This window comes from Pseudonocardia bannensis (genome assembly GCF_012911875.1).
GTDB classification, from domain to species: domain Bacteria; phylum Actinomycetota; class Actinomycetes; order Mycobacteriales; family Pseudonocardiaceae; genus Pseudonocardia; species Pseudonocardia bannensis.
The window spans coordinates 1-1,273 of the sequence record NZ_JAAXKZ010000265.1; the positions used below are offsets into that span (position 1 = coordinate 1).

At 67.6% G+C, this 1,273-nt stretch carries 1 protein-coding gene; it reads right to left on the bottom strand.

The annotated features are described in order from the left end of the window. Positions 1 to 16: 16 nt before the first annotated feature. Entirely contained in the window at positions 17 to 1,195 is a 1,179-nt protein-coding gene (locus tag HF519_RS30090) for an IS3 family transposase (RefSeq protein ID WP_169416324.1), read from the bottom strand. Between the last annotated feature and the right edge of the window lie 78 nt (positions 1,196 to 1,273).

A 1,273-nucleotide genomic window follows, 5' to 3' on the forward strand; every position in this document is an offset into this window, starting at 1 on the left:
TGATGTTGACCCCGCTTCACGGACACGTCGGTGAGGAGATCAGGCCCGACGGGCGGTCGATGGTTTCGAACTGTATGGGGCTCATCCACTCCAATGCGGAGTGTCGGCGACGGCGGTTGTAGAAGCCCTCGATGTACTCGAAGATCGCGTTCGCGAGTTCGACGCGGGTGCGCCAGCGCCGGCGGTCGAGTAGCTCGGTCTGCATCCGTCCCCAGAAGGCCTCGGCGACGGCGTTGTCGTACGGGTCGCCGACGCTGCCCAGCGAGGGCAGCAGGCCCGCTCTGCGGGCGCGTTCGGTGAAGGTCCAGGAGGTGAACTGGGTTCCATGATCACCGTGGATGATACCGCCCGGGACCTGCCCGGCGATGCCGCGCGAGTCGATGGCCATTCCGAGGGCTGAGGTGGCCAGGTCCGCTCGTTGACGGGAGTCGATGGCCCAGCCGACGACCCGGCGGGAGAAGACGTCGAGGACCACGCAGCAGTAGAGCTTTCCCTCGCGAGTGGGGTGCTCGGTGATGTCGGTGACCCAGAGCTGGTTCGGACCGTCACGCCGGAAGTCGCGTTTGACCAGGTCAGTCACGGTCCTCGCCGGAGGGACCCGTTTCGCTTTGCGCCGCAACGGAAGTCCGGCCAGACCGGCGCGGCGCATCAGCGCTGCGACGGTCTTGCGGGACACGATCACGCCGTGGCCGAGGACGAGTTCGGCGCGAATCCTCGGCGCCCCGTAGGTCTGGCGGGACGCCTCGTGGACAGCGGCGATCCGGTCGCTCAGCCAGGCCTGCCGGATCGTCCGAGACGAGGGAGGGCGGCTGCGAGCCTCGTAGAAGCCCGCCCGGGACACCCCGAGGGACAGGCAGGCCTGCTTGACCGGGACGCCCTCAGCGGCCAGTTCCGCGACGAGGGCGAACCGAGCTTTTGGGGGCACCACCTGCTCGACTGCGGCAGCTGCCTTGCGCAAGATCTTGACCTCAGTCTCCAACTCTGCAATCCGCGCCTTGGCCGCGGTGAGCGCTGCCGACTCGACCTGCTCAGGGGTCGGGGTCTTGAGCCCTCGGTCGAGCAGATCCCGGGACTTCCAGCGATGCAGGCAGGACTCCGCGATGCCCAGCGACGTCGCCACGTCCCGCACTGAACGTCCCGAGTCGAGCAGATCAAGGGCGCGGCGCCGGAACTCCGGCGGGTAGGGCTTCGGCACGACGGACGATCTCCTTCACAAGATCGTCGGACCCTATGTCTCCTCACGTCTGTGTCCGCTGAGCGGGGTCAACATCAA